Annotated in this window: 12 protein-coding genes; 9 read left to right on the top strand and 3 right to left on the bottom strand. The window is 73.1% G+C overall.

Translation table 11 applies throughout. The features are described 5' to 3' along the window. Positions 1-91 precede the first annotated feature (91 nt). The gene (locus CGE01nite_RS00700; RefSeq protein ID WP_141368385.1) at positions 92-3991 is read right to left on the bottom strand and encodes a fibronectin type III domain-containing protein; all 3900 of its coding nucleotides are present in this window, start codon (positions 3989-3991) and stop codon (positions 92-94) included. Positions 3992-4198: 207 nt separating this feature from the next. Between CGE01nite_RS00700 and CGE01nite_RS00695 the strand changes: the two genes are divergently transcribed. The 4 genes from CGE01nite_RS00695 to CGE01nite_RS00680 all read left to right on the top strand — a co-directional run bounded on the left by CGE01nite_RS00695 (position 4199) and on the right by CGE01nite_RS00680 (position 7147). Then, positions 4199-4804 (top strand): shikimate kinase, encoded by a 606-nt coding sequence (locus CGE01nite_RS00695; protein WP_141368383.1) that lies wholly within the window; start codon positions 4199-4201, stop codon positions 4802-4804. Further along, positions 4801-5922: a 3-dehydroquinate synthase gene (gene aroB / locus CGE01nite_RS00690; protein ID WP_141368381.1), complete on the top strand. Its 1122-nt coding sequence runs from the start codon at positions 4801-4803 to the stop codon at positions 5920-5922. The genes CGE01nite_RS00695 and aroB overlap by 4 nt, the downstream gene beginning before the upstream one ends. A gap of 91 nt (positions 5923-6013) precedes the next feature. Further along, positions 6014-6445 carry a type II 3-dehydroquinate dehydratase gene (locus CGE01nite_RS00685; RefSeq protein WP_141368379.1) on the top strand — a complete coding sequence of 144 codons (432 nt, stop codon included), beginning with the start codon at positions 6014-6016 and terminating at the stop codon, positions 6443-6445. A 63-nt stretch (positions 6446-6508) separates the two neighbouring features. Beyond that, on the top strand, positions 6509-7147 hold the full coding sequence (locus CGE01nite_RS00680) for a hypothetical protein (protein WP_141368377.1): 639 nt from the start codon (positions 6509-6511) through the stop codon (positions 7145-7147). 91 nt (positions 7148-7238) lie between these two features. Here the strand turns inward: CGE01nite_RS00680 and CGE01nite_RS00675 are convergent, their stop codons facing one another. Then, positions 7239-7700 carry a hypothetical protein gene (locus CGE01nite_RS00675; protein WP_141368375.1) on the bottom strand — a complete coding sequence of 154 codons (462 nt, stop codon included), beginning with the start codon at positions 7698-7700 and terminating at the stop codon, positions 7239-7241. A gap of 335 nt (positions 7701-8035) precedes the next feature. Here CGE01nite_RS00675 and efp point away from each other — a divergent pair, with 335 nt between their 5' ends. Both efp and nusB read left to right on the top strand, forming a co-directional pair. Next, positions 8036-8599, top strand: a complete 564-nt coding sequence (gene efp / locus CGE01nite_RS00670) for an elongation factor P (protein ID WP_048342183.1) — start codon at positions 8036-8038, stop codon at positions 8597-8599. A gap of 1 nt (position 8600) precedes the next feature. Beyond that, complete coding sequence (gene nusB / locus CGE01nite_RS00665) at positions 8601-9017, top strand: transcription antitermination factor NusB (RefSeq protein WP_048342184.1); 417 nt, start codon at positions 8601-8603, stop codon at positions 9015-9017. A 74-nt stretch (positions 9018-9091) separates the two neighbouring features. Here the strand turns inward: nusB and CGE01nite_RS00660 are convergent, their stop codons facing one another. Then, complete coding sequence (locus tag CGE01nite_RS00660; RefSeq protein ID WP_229747525.1) at positions 9092-11323, bottom strand: putative bifunctional diguanylate cyclase/phosphodiesterase; 2232 nt, start codon at positions 11321-11323, stop codon at positions 9092-9094. Positions 11324-11545: 222 nt separating this feature from the next. Here CGE01nite_RS00660 and CGE01nite_RS00655 point away from each other — a divergent pair, with 222 nt between their 5' ends. The 3 genes from CGE01nite_RS00655 to CGE01nite_RS00645 all read left to right on the top strand — a co-directional run bounded on the left by CGE01nite_RS00655 (position 11546) and on the right by CGE01nite_RS00645 (position 15959). Continuing rightward, positions 11546-13288 carry a S8 family serine peptidase gene (locus CGE01nite_RS00655; RefSeq protein ID WP_170210847.1) on the top strand — a complete coding sequence of 581 codons (1743 nt, stop codon included), beginning with the start codon at positions 11546-11548 and terminating at the stop codon, positions 13286-13288. Between the two features lie 131 nt (positions 13289-13419). After that, complete coding sequence (locus tag CGE01nite_RS00650; protein ID WP_053071561.1) at positions 13420-15165, top strand: S8 family serine peptidase; 1746 nt, start codon at positions 13420-13422, stop codon at positions 15163-15165. After that, positions 15162-15959 (top strand): putative protein N(5)-glutamine methyltransferase, encoded by a 798-nt coding sequence (locus CGE01nite_RS00645; RefSeq protein ID WP_141368371.1) that lies wholly within the window; start codon positions 15162-15164, stop codon positions 15957-15959. The genes CGE01nite_RS00650 and CGE01nite_RS00645 overlap by 4 nt, the downstream gene beginning before the upstream one ends. The last annotated feature ends 107 nt before the right edge of the window (positions 15960-16066 follow it).

Raw genomic sequence — 16066 nt, 5'->3', positions numbered from 1 at the left:
AGTGCACGCGGTCCCAGGGCCGCTGAGCACCCCTCGACGACGAAGGTCCGGTCACCCCGCTCGGGGTGCCGGACCTTCGTCGTCGGTGCGATCAGCGGGCGACGACCGAGACCGCCGAGCTCGCCGCGCTGCTGCCGATGTTGCTGCGCGCCACGACGCGGAACCAGTAGCGCTTGCCCTTCGTCGCCGACGTCCAGCTGTAGCTCGTCGCGCTCGCCGTCGTCGTCTTGAGCGTCTTCCACGTCGAGCCGTTGGTCGAGTACTGGACGGCGTACCCGGAGATCGTCGAGCCGTTGGTGAGCGACTTGGTCCACGTGACCTTGATCGTCCTGGAGGCCGTCGCGGCCGCCTTGACGCCTGTCGGCGCGTACGGCTTGCCGGCAGGCTTGACGGACACCCCGCTCGAGTACGTGCCCGTGCCGAGCTGCGACCGCGCGGCGACCCGCACCTGGTACGTCGTGCCGTTGGTCAAGCTGGACAGGCTCGTGGTGAGGGTCGTGGCGCTGGTCGTGCGCACCGAGGTCCACGCGCTCCACTTGAGCGTCTTCGGGTCCTGGGCGCGTCGCTCGACGACGTACCCGGTGACGGCCGAGCCCCCGTTGGACGAGGGTGCGGTCCAGGAGATCGCCGCGGACCGGTCGCCGCGGACCGCCTTGACGTAGCGGGGTGCGGTGGGCAGCCCGAGCGTCGCGGCGCTGAGCGTCGCGGCGGGGCCGGCACCGATCACGTTGAGCGGCGCGACGCTGATCGTGTAGCTCGCCTTGGCCGACAGGCCGGTCAGCGTGACCGACGCGGAGGTCGACGTCCGGGCGGCCGTGACGGTGACCCAGCTGCCGGTGCCCTTGCGGTACTGCACCGCGTAGCCCGTGATCGGCGAGCCGCCGTTGTTGGTCGAGCTCGGTGCCGTCCACGAGACCTTGAGCGTGCTCGTGGTCGCCGTCGCGGCGAGGTTGGTGACGCCCGCCTTCGGCGCACCGGGGGTGGCCGCCGACTTGATGCCCGACCACGCGCTCGCGCCCTGGGCGTTGTACGCCTGGAGCTGGAACTCGTACGTCGTGGCGACCGCGAGCCCGGTCAGGGTGCGCGACTCGACGCCGGGGTCGATCTCGAGCACCTCCCACTCGGTCGTGGCGCCGGTGCCGTTCGAGGCGCGGTACGCGAGGCGGTAGGCGGGTGCCTCGGACGAGCCGCGGTTGGCGCCCGCGGGCGTGACCCACTGCACCGTCGCCGACGTGCCGGTGATCGTGAGCTTCGAGATCGCGACGCCCGCCGGCGGGTTGACGACGCTGAAGGTCCCGACGCTCGACCGGCCGAGCTTGACTCGGGTCGTCGACGTGCTGACCTTCTCCGGCACGGCGGTGACCTGCCAGTAGTAGGTCGTGCCGTACGCGAGCGTCGTCGGGATGGTGTACGAGGTGGCCAGGGTCTCCGCGGCCGTCGCGCTGTCGAGCGAGCCGGCGGCGTTCGCGTACTGCACCAGGTAGCGCGAGGCACCCGCGACCGGTTCCCAGTCGAGCACGCGGTTCCCCGTCGTGAGCACGGCGCCGTCGACCGTGACGCGCGCCGGGACGGGCGCTGCGATCGTGAAGGTGCCCGACGTGGCCTCGAGCGACTGGTAGCCGCTGTGGTCGTACGAGAAGACCAGCCACTCGTACGTGCCGTCGTCGAGGTCGCGCACGGTGGTCGCGGTCTGCGTGACCTGCGTGATCGCGCTCGGCCAGGACGAGCCGACCGCGCGGACCTTGACGCCGTACTTGGCGGCCGCGGTGGTGCCCGTCCAGGCCAGGGTGGCGGACGTCCCGTCGACGGTCGTGGTGAGCGCCGCGGGAGCAGGCCCGGCCACGGTGAACGGCACGCTCGACGTGAAGTTGCCGGGGTTGCCGAGCGCGTCGAGCGCCGCGACCTTGAACGAGTAGCTCCCGGGCGCGAGCGGCTTCTGCGCGGCGTCGAGCGTCTTGGCGACGTACCACGGGTACTCGACCTTGAGCATGCCCAGCGACGTGTTCGACGAGTTGAGGATCGTCACCGCGTATCCGCGGCTGCCGCCGTCGTTCGGTGCGGACAGCGACTGCGGGCGCCAGGAGAAGACGACGGAGCCGTCGGCGGCGGTCGTCACCGGGGTGACGCCCGCGAAGTCGATCGGCGTGCTGCTCTTCTGCCAGAAGCTCCCCGTGGTGAACGTCGAGCCGACCGGGATCGTGAACTCCGTGAAGGCGTCGTTCATCACGATGCCGCGGACCTGCCAGCAGTACTCGCCCGACGTCTCGTCGTCGAACACGCCGTTGATCTGCAGGTGCGTCTGCATCGTGTACTGGGTCGTCACGTGGACGCTGCAGTCGTAGTCGTGGAAGACCTTGACCTCGTACGCGTTCGCCCCGGTGACGGGGGACCACCGCATGAGCGGCGCGGGCTTGCCGATCGACGTCGTCGACTGGGTGGCCCACGACGCCTCGTCGACCACGGTCGTGGGGCCCGTGCCCTCGCGCGCCGCGGAGACCGTGAAGTACCGCTTGCGGCTCGTGTCGCCGTTGTCGACGTCCGACCACAGGGACTCCTGCGAGCCGGCGGGGGTCGTCGCCTGGAGGGTCGTCGATGCGTTCCCCGAGTAGTCGATCGCGCGCACGCGCCACTCGTAGAGGCCCCCGGCGTCCATGCGCTGCGACTTCGCCGAGTTCCACAGGCACTCGCGGTCGCCGTCGAGCGCCTGGCCGTCGTTGGTCCCCTCGACGATCTTCCCGACGATCGAGACGGAGGTCGACGCGGTGCGGCAGGTCAGGGCCTTGCGGTTGTCCTCGGGGCTGCTCAGGATCGGGAGGGCCTCGACCTCGTACAGCGTCGCGCGGGGGACGGGGTTCCACGTGAGGTGGACCTGGTCGAGCGCGACGGGCGTCGGGTTCGCGACGTCGGTCGAGCCGAACGTCGGGACGGGGTACGTCTTGGTGAAGCCCGCCGCGCTCGTCGTCGCGGCGTCCTGGCCGCCCCACGCCTTGCGGAACTCGACCGCGGTCGAGGGCTGGCCGGGCGCGCCGGCCGGGTCGTACGCCGTGACCTGCCAGAAGTAGTTGCCGTCGACGAGCTGCGTGAGCGGGACGTACGTCGTGCTCGTGGAGTCGCCGGTGATCTTCACGGTCGTGACCACCCCGGTCGCGCCGTCGACCGACTGGCCGATGGCGATCGAGTACCGCGCGGCGCCGGGCACGGGCGTCCAGCGGAAGGTGAGGTCGCTCTGGATCGTCGACGTGCCGATCGGGGACAGGAGCGTCGGAGCCGAGCTCGCCGCGGTCCAGCGGACGGTGAACCGGCCCGCCTCGGTCTGCGCGGGACCGGTCACGGGGTTGGTCGTCGCCGTCGCCGAGAGCGGGTTGGCGAAGACCGCCTGCACCTTCCAGTACAGCTGCACGGGGGCGCCGCTGGAGGTGCGCTCGAGCGGAGCGGTCGGCGTGTGGTGCGTGCCGGTGAGGTTGGGGACGACGGTCGTGACGCCCGAGGCCCACTCGGGGCTCGAGGAGTACGTCAGCGTGTACGAGACCGCTCCCTCGACCGGGCTCCAGCGGAACGACACGGGGTCCGGGTAGTCGAACACCGCGTCCTGCGCGGGCGCGACGAGGGTCGGCGTGCGGGCGGCGTCGACGTCCACGAACGCGGGCGCGGAGAAGTCGCCGCGCGTGGAGACGCTCGTGGTGGCCTGTGCGGCCACGCGCCAGTAGAGGCCGCGCGCCTCGGTCGAGCCGAGCGTGCGCTCCGGGATCCAGCTCAGCGCGGTCGTCGTGCGCGTGGCGATGACGTTCGACGTCGCGAACTGGTCGTCCGTGGCGACCTCGATCACGTACGTCGTCGCGCCGTCGACACCGTCCCACGTGAACTGCGTGTCGCCGTTGACGACGCGGGTGCCGAGGTTCTGCGGCGCCGGCAGCAGGACGGAGATGGTGGCCGCGGTGGCGGGCGCGACGAACGTCGCTGCGCCTCCGACCGCGACGAGTGCGGCTGCCACCAGGGCAGCGGCCGTTCTGCGCAGGATCACAATGCCTCCAGGCACGCTTGTCACACGGATCGTCGGCTCATCGGCACGTCACGAGCCCCAGGTGAGCGCGAGTGCGCAGAAGCCGGACGATTCACTCGTCTGGCACAGCGTCGGGTGGTGGATCAGCAGCCGGGACGCGCACCGAGGTGCGCGGCGGGCTGGGCTAACCTCGCGGACGTGCCGAACACCGAGGGTCCCGGACCCCGCATCGTCCTCGTCGGGCCACCCGGATCGGGCAAGTCGACGGTCGGTGCGGCGCTCGCCGAGCGGTGGCACCTGGCCCTGCGGGACACGGACAGCGACGTCGAGACGACCGTCGGCAAGACGATCCCCGAGATCTTCTTCGACGACGGCGAGCCGGCGTTCCGCGAGCTCGAGCGCGCGGCCGTCGCCGCGGCGGTCGCCGAGCACGACGGCGTGCTCGCGCTCGGCGGCGGCGCCGTGCTGGACGAGCGCACGCAGCGGGTCCTGGCCGACTACGAGCACGGGGGCGGCGTCGTCGTCTTCCTGGACGTGACGCTCACGCACGCCGCTCCGCGCGTGGGGTTCAACCAGTCGCGGCCGCTGCTGCTGGGCAACCCGCGCGCGCAGTGGCAGGCGCTCATGGAGGCCCGCCGGCCCGTGTACGAACGGGTCGCGACGATGCGGGTGCTGACGGACGGTCTGCGGCCGGCTGACGTGGCCGAGGCCATCGAGGGGGAGCTGGCCGCGCTGCGGGTCGCGCGTGCCACGAACGACCCGGCGGCAGCGCCGGTGCCGACGACGAACGAGGGGGACGAGTGAGCGACGTGCGACGTGTCACGGTGACGGGCGAGCGCCCGTACGACGTGGTGATCGGCCGGAACCTGCTGGCCGAGCTCCCGGCGACGCTCGGGAAGTCCGTGCGTCGCGTGCTCGTCGTGCACCCGGCGGCGCTGGCGACCACCGCGGACGCGGTGATCGAGGACCTGCGCGCGCACGGGTACGAGACGTTCGGCGCGGAGGTGCCCGACGCCGAGGAGGCGAAGACCGCGCAGGTCGCCGCGTTCCTGTGGGGCGTGCTCGGCCAGGCGGACTTCACGCGGTCCGACGCGATCGTCGCGGTCGGTGGCGGTGCCACGACCGACCTGGGCGGGTTCGTGGCCGCGACGTGGTTGCGCGGCATCCAGGTGGTGCAGGTCCCGACGACGGTGCTCGCGATGGTGGATGCGGCCGTCGGAGGCAAGACGGGCATCAACACGGCCGAGGGCAAGAACCTCGTCGGCGCGTTCCACCCGCCCGCCGCCGTGCTGTGCGACCTCGCGGCGCTCGAGTCGATGCAGCCGTTCGACTTCGTGGCAGGGCTCGCTGAGATCGTCAAGGCGGGCTTCATCGCCGACCCGCGGATCCTCGAGCTCGTGGAGGGTCACGTGGACCTCCTGAAGGACCCGGTGGCCGCTGCGCGATCGGAGGTGCTGCTCGAGCTCGTCGAGCGGGCGGTCGTGGTCAAGGCCGAGGTTGTCGGCGAGGACCTCAAGGAGGCCGGCCTGCGCGAGATCCTCAACTACGGCCATACGTTCGGCCACGCCATCGAGCACGTCGAGCGGTACCAGTGGCGGCACGGCGCGGCCGTGTCCGTGGGGATGGTCTACGTGGCCGAGCTCGCGCGGCTCGCCGGCCGGTTGCCCGACGACGTGGTCGCGCGGCACCGCGCGGTGCTCACCTCGCTCGGCCTGCCGACGACCTACCGCGGCGACCGCTGGGAGCGCCTGCTGGCTGCGATGCGCCGGGACAAGAAGACGCGCGGGGACCTGCTGCGGTTCGTGGTGCTCGAGGGCATCGGCAAGCCTGTGCGGCTCGAGGGCCCGGACCCGACCCTGCTGGCCGCGGCGTACGCGGAGATCGCCGAGGGTGCGACGTCGTCGACCGCGATCTCGTTGTGACCACGTGCGCGTGCGCCGGGTCTCGGGGCCGCAGCGCGTGTCGGTGGAAGCGTGACGGTGACGTGCGGCGGGCCTGACTACGCTGACGCCCATGACACGAGTGCTGGTGCTCAACGGCCCGAACCTGTCCCGGTTGGGCACCCGCGAACCCGAGGTCTACGGCTCCGCGACGCTGGCCGACCTGACATCGGCCGTGCAGGCGTGGGCGGCTGAGCGAGGGCTCGAGGCGGACGTCCGGCAGACCGACGACGAGGCCGTGCTCATCGGCTGGCTGCACGAGGCGGTCGAGTCGCGCTGCGACGTGGTGCTCAACCCCGCGGCGTTCACGCACTACTCCTACGCGCTGCGTGACGCGGCGGCCCAGGTCACCGGCGCGCACCTGCGGCTGATCGAGGTGCACCTGACCAACCCGTACGCGCGAGAGACGTTCCGGCACCACTCGGTGATCGGACCGGTTGCGACGGGCACGATCGCCGGGTTCGCGCTCGACTCCTACCGTCTGGCGCTGGCCGCGCTCACCTGAGTCGCCGGGGCCGCACAAGTCATTGCGCTTGTTGTGGGTCTGACAAGGTTCTATCCTGGTGCCATGTTCGCCGTGACGATCGACCAGCGGGGGAGCCGCCGCGACGGCGACCGTGTGCCCGACCTCCTGCGCGCCCTCGAGGAGCGCTGGCCGGGGATCGTCGCCGACTCGACCGTCGCGCGGCCGTCCGGCTGCGTGCGGGGCTTCGAGCGCACCGTGGGGGACGAGGTGCAGGCGGTGCTCGAGGACGCCGGGCTGGTCGTCGAGATCGTGTCGTGGGTGCTGCGGCACGGGGGGTGGAGCGTCGGGATCGGCGCCGGGCGGGTCGACGAGCCGCTGCCCCCGAACGCGCGTGCGGCGTCCGGGCCGGCGTTCGTCCTCGCGCGCGAGGCGGTCGAGGCGGCCAAGAGCCGGCAGCGCGTCGTGCCGCTCGCGGTGCGCGGTGCGCACCACCAGGCGGGCCTGGACGCCGAGTCGGTGCTCACGCTGGTCGCCGCGACGGCTGCCCGTCGGTCCGCCGCGGGGTGGGAGGCGATCGACGCGCTCGAGGCGGCCGGGCCGGACGTCCGGCAGGAGGACGTCGCCGCGGCCATGGGTGTCTCGCAGCAGGCCGTCAGCCAGCGGCTGCGCACCGCGCTGTACGACGAGTCGCGGACCGCGGCACGTGCGGCCGCGCACCTGCTCGTGAGCGCCCAGGGCTGAGGGCCGGCGCCGGCCCGGGCTCGTCAGAACGCCGGGCTCGTCAGAACGCCGGGCTCGTCAGAACGCCGGGCTCGTCAGAACGCCGGGCTTGTCAGAACGCCAGGCTCGCCGCGAGGCCGCACGCGGCGGCCCAGATGAGTGAGGCGAGCGTGCCGATCACGAACCGCTCGGACGCCGCTGGGTTGTCCTTCAGCTCGGGGTAGCGGCCGAGGCCCTTGACCGCGACGACGATCGCGACGCCCGCGGGCTGGCCGGTGAGCACGCACGCCGTGACGGCGAGTCGCTCGAGGAACCCGATCCACGACCCGCCGCGCAGTGCGGCCCGCGCGGCGGGACCGTCGGGCCCGGCCGGGTCTGCCGCGCCGGGGTGGGTCGGCGTCGTCGCCGACGCCACGGTCGTCGGGTCCGGCGAGGGGCCGGTGGCCGGCCCGGCCGACGAGGCGCCGCGGGATGTGGGCGTGCGCGAGGCGAGCCGCAGGACGGCGGACACGAACCACCAGCCGCCGCCGACGGACACGACGAGCGCGGCGACGGCCGCGAGCACCTTCAGCATGCGCCTACCGAACCACAGTGAGCCCGTGCCGGTGCGCGGTTCGGGCAGGGCGGGCATCCAGTGGACCCGCCGGGCGCGCGCGAGGTCGCCGCGACGCGCGCGGACTGTGGCCGCGACGGGAGCCGCGACCAACAGTCCGCGGCAGAGGCAACGACGGCCACCGCGACGGTGCGCAGCGTCGGGGGCGGTACGATGGTCGGCGGCCCGCGGCCGGACGCGATCTTCGACGGGTCACCCCGCTGACCGCTGGACGAGCGTCTCGACACGAGAGGCTCGCCGATTCCGCGTGAGGCGTCCCGGCCGCCTCGATCCACCTCGACAGGAAGCGACGAATCGTGGCGACCACCAACGACCTGAAGAACGGCACCGTGCTGCGCATCGACGGCCAGCTCTGGACCGTCGTCGAGTTCCAGCACGTCAAGCCGGGCAAGGGTGGCGCGTTCGTGCGCACCAAGCTGAAGAACGTGCTGAGCGGCAAGGTCGTCGACAAGACGTTCAACGCCGGCATCAAGGTCGAGACGGCCAACGTCGACAAGCGCGAGATGCAGTACCTCTACAAGGACGGCGACGACTTCGTGTTCATGGACACGGACACGTACGACCAGCTGCACGTCCCGGCGGCGACCGTCGGCGACGCCGCGAACTTCCTGCTGGAGAACCAGAGCGCGCTCGTCGCGACCAACGAGGGCGCGCCGCTGTACGTCGAGCTCCCGCCGTCGGTGACGCTGCTCGTGACGTACACCGAGCCGGGCCTCCAGGGCGACCGCTCGAGCGCGGGCACCAAGCCGGCGACGCTCGAGACCGGCTACGAGATCCAGGTCCCGCTGTTCCTCGAGGCGAACACCAAGGTGAAGGTCGACACGCGCGACGGCTCCTACCTGGGCCGCGTGAACGACTGACGTGGGAGCCAGGTCCAAGGCCCGCAAGCGGGCAGTCGACGTCCTCTTCGAGGCCGACCAGCGCGGCCTCGCGCCGGTGACCCTGCTCGCGCAGCGGATCGCGGAGCCGGGGACGGAGGCGGCCCTGCCGCAGTACGCGGTCGAGATCGTCGAGGGCGTCGTGTCCCGGCTCGTGCGCATCGACGAGGTGCTCGCGTCCCACTCGCACGGCTGGACGATCGACCGCATGCCCGCGGTCGACCGCGCCGTGCTGCGGGTCGGCACGTGGGAGATCCTGTTCAACGACGACGTGCCCGACGCGGTGGCCGTCGACGAGGCCGTGGACCTGGTCAAGGCGCTGTCGACCGACGAGTCGCCCGCGTTCGTCAACGGACTGCTGGGCCGGGTCGTCGAGCTGAAGCCGATGCTCCTCGCCTGAGCCCGTCCGCCCGTCCGTCAGGCCCGTGCCGATCCTCGGCCGGGCCTGCGGCGTCTCAGGCCTCCTGCGACGTCTCAGGCGTGCAGGTGCAGCCGCTCGGGGCGCTCGTCGGAGCGGGGAGACGGCACGATCCGCAGCGGACGCGTGTCCTCCCAGTCGGAACCCGGACGCGGCCCGCGCACGGGCACCGTCGGTACGGCCCGACCGAGGAAGTTGCCCTGGACGCGCCGCACCCCGAGCTCGACCAGCGCGTCGAGGTCGGAGGCGCGCTCGACGCCCTCGGCGACGACGTCCAGCCCGTGCGCGAACGCGAGCTCGACGATCGCCCGTACCACCGAGGCGCCGCGGTCGGTGTCGACCTCGCGCACGAACGAGCGGTCGATCTTGAGCACGTCGACCGGCAGGCGGGCGAGCCGTGCGAGCGAGGAGTAGCCGGTGCCGAAGTCGTCGACGGCGATCCGCGCCCCGCGCGCCCGCAGCTCGGAGAGCACCGGGATGGCTGCGGTCGTCTGGACGAGCGCGCTCTCGGTGATCTCGAGGGTCAGGTGCTCCCAGTAGGTGGTGCCCCACGCGGTCTCGATCTGCTCGAGCGCGTCGGGCTCGGACAGGTGCCGGGCCGCGAGGTTGACCGACACGGGCATCTGGAACCGGTCGAGGGCGCGGCGCGCCTGGCCGAGCATGGACAGGCCGATCGGGACGATGAGCCCGGTCTCCTCGGCCAGGTCGATCCAGTCGGCGGGCAGCAGCAGACGGCCGTGGTGGTCCCAGCGGGCGAGCGCCTCGACCTGCAGGACCTCGAGCGTGCGCGCGTCGACGATCGGCTGGTAGTGCGCCGTGAACAGCCCGTCCGCGACCGCAGCCTCGAGCGCGGACCGCTGCAGGCGCTCGGCCTCGACGGCCCGGCGCAGCGCGCGGTCGAAGACCCGGAAGCCCGACCGCGAGCGCTTGGCCTCGAGCATCGCGGTGTCGGCGTGCCGCACGAGGGCTTCGACGTCCACGACGTCCCCGGGCTGCCAGGTCGCGATCCCCACGGACAGGCGCGAGGGTCGGCTGCCCGACGACCGGTCGACGAACCCCTCGCGCAGGCTGCGGGCGATCGCGACGAGCTCGGGGTCGAGCGGTGCGCGGGCGATGACGACGACGAACTCGTCGCCGCCCAGCCGCCCGACGAGCGTCTCGTCGCCGGGCACCGCACCGCGCAGGTACTGCGCCACGCGGCACAGCATGTCGTCGCCGCCGGCATGGCCGTGCACGTCGTTGAAACGCTTGAAGCCGTCGAGGTCGCAGTACACGAGCGAGACTCGGGTGCGCTCGACGTTGGCCCGCTCGAGCACCTCGTGCAGGTGCTGCTGCACCGCGCGCCGGTTGGGCAGGCCCGTGAGGGCGTCGGCGTAGGCCGTGCGGTTGAGCTGGCGCGTCAGGGTGTAGCGCTCGGCCGCGGCGGAGACGATCTGCGCCAGGTCCACCAGGAAGGTGCGTTCGTGCGCGTCGTGCGGGGAGGTCCCGAAGAGCTCGCAGACGTAACGCCCGTGCGCGATGGGGCGCAGCGTGCCCTCGACGCTCGGGTCGCCGAGCACGGTGCGCGCCTCGTCACGGGCCTGGTGCAGGAGCGCGTCGGCGTCGTGCGCGAACCACGCGGAGTTCGAGACCCGGGCGATCGCGTCGCGCATCCGGTGCTGGCGGTTGGCCGCGTTCTGCGCCTGCCGGACGCGCACCAGCGCGAGCGCAGCGAGACCGAACGCGATCGGGACCGACCACAGGGCCGCGAGCAGCGCGCCGATGTCGTGGTCCGGCATGAACCCGCTCGCGACGAGCATGCAGACGGACTCGAAGCCGGCCGCGACGAGCAGCAGACCCCACGCCGTGACCGAGTGCCGACCGAGGGTCACGATGACATAGGCGATCACGATGACCGTCGCGGCCAGGAGCGTGCCGCCGACCACGTCGGTGGCGACCTCGTCCCCGCCCAGGACGGGGGAGAGGGAGGCGAGCGCGTACGCGGCCAGCGGGACGGAGCCCGCCGCCACCCACCAGCGCACGCGGGGGCCGTGGGCGAACGACCGCGTCGTGGGCAGCGCCAGGAGCAGGAACCCTCCGACGAACAGGGCGTGCACGAAGCCGAGCGTGGCGGGCGCGGCCCCCGGCGCCAGGACGCCCGCGATGCCCCCGACGAGAAGCATGATCCCGATGTCCGCCGACCAGGCCAGGGCCCAGACGGCGCCGACGGGTCGTCGGTCGGTGCGCCACCACAGCCACTGCAGCACGCAGAGGCCTGCGACGAGGCCAGCCGCGACGAGCTGGATCACGCAGACCCACAGGGGAACCGAGCCGAGCACCCTTGAGGGTTCGGCTCGCGCGGGACGCGACCTGAACGGGCATTCGGGTGATCCGCACCCGCGCGGGCGAAAAACGCATCTCACCCGGTGGTTCCGGATGTCCGATCTGCGCAGCTGGCACTAACCTGCCCTGGGCGCCCGGTGCCTCGGGCGACCGACGACGACGTGGGAGAACAGATGCCGAGCTGGACGATGACACGGCGCGCAGTCGCCGCAGTGGCGTGCACGGGGCTGGTCGCGACGATCACCGTCGCCGCCGTGACGCCGGCGAGCGCCGCTGACAACGGCCTGGGCGAGCCGCGTGGCTCCGCGGTGAGCACGAAGCCGACCCAGCGCACGGCGCCGGCCGCGAAGCCGGACTCCCTGGTCGCGGGTGTCGTGTACCGGGTCTCAGGCCTCGCCTCGATCTCGAGCGGCACGGCCGCGAGCGCAGCTGCGGGCTCCGTGCGCGCGGCGCTCGCCGCCTCCGGCGCGAAGCTCGCCGAGGGCGCGCACGCGGTCGACGGCGGCGCGAGCTGGTCCGTCGACTTCGCGTCCCCGCTCACGGCCAAGGCCGCAGCCGCCAAGATCGCCGCGGTCGACGCGCTCCCGGGCGTCACCGATGTCGAGCCGAACTACATCTCGACCGCCGACGCGAACGCCCCGGTCAACCCGAGCGACCCGTACCTGCGCGACTACCAGTGGAACATCTGGGACTACCGCGAGGGCGTGGCCGACTCCATCACCTTCCCCAAGGGTGGCTACTCGAGCCACGCGCTCGCGCTCTGGCCCGCGACCAAGGGCAGGTCGTCGGTGGTCGTGGCGGTGCTCGACACCGGCCAGACGACGCACGCGCAGCTCACCAAGGCGACGGTCCCGGGCTACGACTTCATCTCGAGCAAGGCGTCCGCGCGGGACGGCAACGGCCGTGACTCCAACCCCAAGGACCAGGGCGACTGGACCTCGTCGGACGACAGCTCCTGGCACGGCACGCACGTCGCGGGCATCATCGCGGCCGCGCACGACGGCAAGCAGGGCATCGGCAACGCGCCCGGCCTGAAGGTCCAGCACGTGCGCGTGCTCGGCCGCGACGGCGGGACGTCGGCGGACATCGCTGCAGCCATCACGTGGGCGTCGGGCGGTTCGGTGAGCGGCACGTCGAAGAACAAGACGCCCGCCAAGGTCATCAACCTGTCGCTGGGCGGCCGTCACTCGTGCGAGTCGTTCATGCAGAAGGCGATCGACGGCGCGCGCAAGCGCGGGGCCGTGGTCGTCGTCTCGGCTGGCAACTCGAACGAGAGCGCGCTGAAGTTCTCGCCCGCGAGCTGCAAGAACGTGATCACCGTCGCGGCCACCGACGAGTTCGGTGAGCGCGCGTCGTACTCCAACTACGGTTCGGCCGTCGAGCTCGCGGCGCCCGGCGGCGACTCGGGCCGTCTCGTCGCCTCGACGTGGAACTCCGGCACCACGACGCCCGGGTCGGCGACCTGGGGTGCCATGGCGGGCACGAGCCAGGCGGCGCCCGCGGTGTCGGCCGCGGCCGGGATGCTGGCCTCGCTCGGCCTGAGCCGCAGCCAGATCGAGGTCGGGATCGTCAAGGCCGTCTCGACGTTCCCGAAGTACCCGTCGACGCCGTCGTGGACCTGCCGCGGCAAGTGCGGCACCGGTTACCTCGACCTGCAGAAGGTCCTCGCGCCGAAGAGCCGTGTCACGATCAGCGGCACGGTCAAGGTCGGTCGCACGCTGACTGCGTCCTCGTCGTTCACGGGCAGGATCTCGGGCCGTAGCTACACCTGGTACCGCAGCGGTGCGGTCATCAGCGGAGCGAAGAGCTCGACGTACAAGCTGACGTCCGCGGACAAGGGCAAGACCATCAAGGTCAAGGTCACGCCCAAGGGCTCGGGCTCGTACCTCGGCATCACCACCACGTCGCTGTCCACGAGCAAGGTGGGCTGACGGTCCTGAGAGACTGACGCACGGGCACGGTCGTCCTCACCGACGACCGTGCCCGTGCGTCGTTCGGCTCAGGTGAGCGGACACGCGCGTCCGCTCACGCACAGCACGACAGACTCGACGGGACGTCACGCATGACCACGATCGCCGACGCACGACCGGTGCGGACACTCTCGGTGAGCGGACGACGCGCGAGGCGTGCCGCGGTCGCGCTCCTCGCGGGCGTGCTCGTCGGCGGGCCCGTGATCGCGACGCCCGCAGCGGCCGGCGACCTCGGCGTGTACGAGCCACCGGCGACGCAAGAGCAGGAGCCGCTCGCGGCCGGGGTCGTCTACCGGCTCCGGGACGGCGCGACGATCGCGCCGAGCACCGCCGCTGCGATCACCGGCGCGAGCGCGGGGGCCCCGATCGGCACGGTCGCCGCCCCCGCGGGTGACGGCACGGTCGCCGTCGACTTCGCCACGCCCGTGCCCGCCTCCACCGCTCTGCGTGCCGCGCGGGCGTTGGCGGGCGACCCCGCGGTCGAGTGGGCGGAGCCGAACTACCTGGCGTCGAGCGCAGCGGCGCCCCCCGTGACGCCGCGCGACGCGTACTTCCGCGAGTACCAGTGGCACCTGTGGGACTACCGGACCGGCTCGGTGAGCGGCGTGCGGCTCCCGGCGGGCGGGTACTCGACGAGGGCGTTGTCGCTGTGGCCGCGCACGCGCGGGAACGGCACCGTCGTGGCGGTCCTCGACACGGGGATCACGCCGCACCCGGACCTCGACGGCCGCCTCGTCGCGGGTTACGACATGATCTCGAGCCGGTCCGCGGCGCGTGACGGGAACGGTCGGGACGCCGACCCGACCGACGAAGGGGACCTGAGCCAGGGCACGGCGAGCTCGTGGCACGGGACGCACGTCGCGGGCATCGTCGGCGCGACGACGGACCGGACCGGCATGGCGGGCGTCGCGCCGAACGTGCGGATCCAGCCGGTGCGCGTCCTCGGCGCGGGCGGCGGCACGTTCGCGGACATCGCGGCGGGCGTCACCTGGGCCTCGGGCGGCACGGTCTCCGGCACGCGGAAGAACGCGACGCCGGCTCGCGTGCTCAACCTGTCGATCCAGACCGAGGTCGACCTGGCGTGCCCCGCGGTGCTGCAGCAGGCGATCGACGGCGCGCGGGCGCGGGGGGCGGTGGTCGTCGTGGCCGCGGGGAACGCGGCCAAGAGCGCCCTGAAGTCCGTGCCCGCCAACTGCGCGGGGGTGATCACGGTCGCGGCCCTCGACCGGGACGGCCGGCGCACGCCGTACACGAACACGGGCCGTGCCGTCGACCTCGCCGCCCCCGGGGGATCCGGCGCCGACGGCTCCGTGTCGAGCTACGTGTGGTCGACCTGGAACAGCGGCCTGGACTCGCCGGGCGAGCCGACCTGGGTCGGCATGTACGGCACGAGCCAGGCGGCGCCGGCGGTCGCCGGGGGCGCCGCGCTGCTCGCGGGCATGGGGCTCAAGGGCGCGGCGCTCGAACGCGCGCTGCTCTCGGCCGTCTCGCAGTTCCCGGCGTACGCGTCCGGGGCGTGCGTGCGGAGCCAGTGCGGTGCCGGGTGGCTCGACCTGTCGAAGGTCCTCGCCCCGCTCGGACCGGCCACGATCAGCGGGACCGGCGCGGTCGGGCAGCGAGTGACCGCGGCCGTGCCGGCGGGCTTCACGGGCAAGGTGACGGAGCTCCGCTACCGCTGGTACCGCAACGGAGCGGCCGTGGCGGGCGCGACCGGACGGACGTACCGCGTCGGCACGCAGGACCGCGGCGCGCGGCTCACGGTCACGGTCACGCCCCGCAGCACCGGGTCGTTCTACGCGCGCTCCACCTCGTCCGGCGGACTGCTGGTCGGCCGGTGAGCGACGCGCGGGACCCGGTGGCACTCGCCGCGCGGCTGCGGGCGGCGGGCTGCGTCTTCGCGGAGGACGAGGCGGCGCTCCTGCTCGCCGAGGACGGCGACGACGCCGCGCTCGACGCGATGGTCGCACGCCGCTGTGCGGGCGAACCGCTCGAGACCGTGCTCGGCTGGGCGCGCTTCGCCGGCCTGCGCGTGCACGTCGAGCCCGGGGTGTTCGTGCCGCGCACGCGCACCGAGCTGCTCGTCGACCTGGTCGACGAGCTCCTGGCCGACGGGCCGGACGACGCGCTCGTCGTCGACCTGTGCTGCGGGACCGGCGCGGTAGGCGCCGCCGTGGCCGCACGTCACCCCGCGGCGCAGGTGCATGCCGCGGACGTCGACCCCGCGGCGGTCGCGTGCGCACGGCACAACCTGCCGCCGGACCGGGTCCACGCGGGCGACCTGCTCAGCGCGTTGCCGGCGAGCCTGCGGGGACGCGTCGACGTGGTGGTCGCCAACGCGCCCTACGTGCCGACGGCCGCGATCGCGACGATGCCGCCCGAGGCGCGCGACCACGAGGCGCGGGTCGCGCTGGACGGCGGTGAGGACGGGCTCGCGGTGCACCGCCGGATCGCGGAGCAGGTGCGGCCGTGGCTGAAGGTCGGGGGCGCGGTGCTCGTCGAGACGAGCGAACGGCAGGCGCCGACGACGGCCACGCTGCTCGCGGCGCAGGGCCTCGCGGTCCGGGTGCACCGCGACGACGAGCGCGACGGCACCGCGGTGGTCGGTCGGCTCGCGGAGGACGGGCTGAGCTGACCGCGAGCGACGTGGCGTGAGCCACGTCGCACCGTGACGCGACGGCTCCCGTGACCGCCGCGGGGTAGGGTGAGCGGGACCGCTGACCTTCCTTTAACTTCCGTCCC

This window comes from Cellulomonas gelida (genome assembly GCF_006538725.1).
GTDB lineage: Bacteria > Actinomycetota > Actinomycetes > Actinomycetales > Cellulomonadaceae > Cellulomonas > Cellulomonas gelida.
Note: the sequence above shows the minus strand (reverse complement) of the source record. Positions and strands in the feature narration are given on the sequence as shown.